This is a genomic window from Arenibacterium sp. CAU 1754 (assembly GCF_054482635.1).
In genome coordinates, this window is the sequence record NZ_JBTLRG010000010.1 from 1 (window position 1) to 1,092 (window position 1,092).

Below are 1,092 nucleotides of genomic sequence, written 5' to 3' on the forward strand. Positions count from 1 at the left end.
AGGTGGCTGATGATCTGGGTGTTGGCATGTCGACGCTGAACAAATGGATCACGGCGCATAGGGACACAGATGTGGTGTCCAAAGCGGATTTAGACCTCGCGCGAGAGAATGATCGACTTCGACGTGAGATCCGGCTCCTCAAGGAGGAGAGGGAAATCCTAAAAAAGGCCACCCAATTCTTCGCGGGCCTAAAGCAATGAGATTTAGGTTTGTCGAAGAACACAGGACCCATTTCCCGGCCAACCGGTTATGCGATGTTGTCGGTGTCAGCACACGTGGTCTACGTGCGTTCCGTAACCGCCCTGCCAGTCGAAGGCAGCGGTTTGATCTGGTAACGCTGGCACACATCAAGGAGCAGTCACGTCTCAGCTTGGGCAGCTATGGTCGACCACGCATGACCGAAGAGCTGAAAGAAATCGGCTTGGACGTGGGGCACCGCCGTGTTGGCCGTTTGATGCGCCAGAACGGCATATCAGTGATCAGAACCCGCAAACACAAGGTGACGACAGACAGCGATCATAAGTTCAACATCGCACCGAACCTGCTGGATCGGGACTTTACCGCAGATCAACCAAACCAGAAGTGGGCTGGTGATATCAGCTATATCTGGACGCGTGAGGGCTGGCTGTATCTTGCTGTGATCTTGGACCTACATTCCCGGCGGGTCATCGGTTGGGCCGTTAGCAATCGAATGAAGCGGAACCTGGCGATCCGGGCGCTGGAGATGGCGATTGCCTTCAGATCACCGCCGAAGGGCTGCATCCACCACACAGATCGTGGATCGCAATATTGTTCTCACGACTATCAGAAGATCCTGCGCCAACACGGCTTCAAGACATCGATGAGTGGAAAGGGCAATTGCTACGACAACGCCGCTGTCGAGACGTTCTTCAAGACCATCAAAGCAGAACTGATCTGGCGGCGGTCATGGGACACCCGACGGCAGGCCGAGATGGCAATCTTCGAATACATCAACGGCTTCTACAACCCGCGCCGTCGGCACTCAGCTTTGGGCTGGAAAAGCCCGGTCGCTTTCGAACGAAAGGCGGCTTAAACGAGCACTTGGGGCGGCACGAAAGCGTGACAGGTCCA

General features: G+C 55.4%; 1 protein-coding gene. It reads left to right on the plus strand.

Features of this window, described 5'->3' with window-relative positions:
* A protein-coding gene (locus tag ACXYMO_RS18695; protein WP_458880272.1) for an IS3 family transposase occupies positions 1–1,054 on the plus strand; the annotation gives its coding sequence in 2 pieces (ribosomal slippage) (positions 1–168 and positions 168–1,054; 1,055 coding nt annotated over the 2 pieces). This gene is flagged as partial in the annotation.
* Positions 1,055–1,092 lie beyond the last annotated feature (38 nt).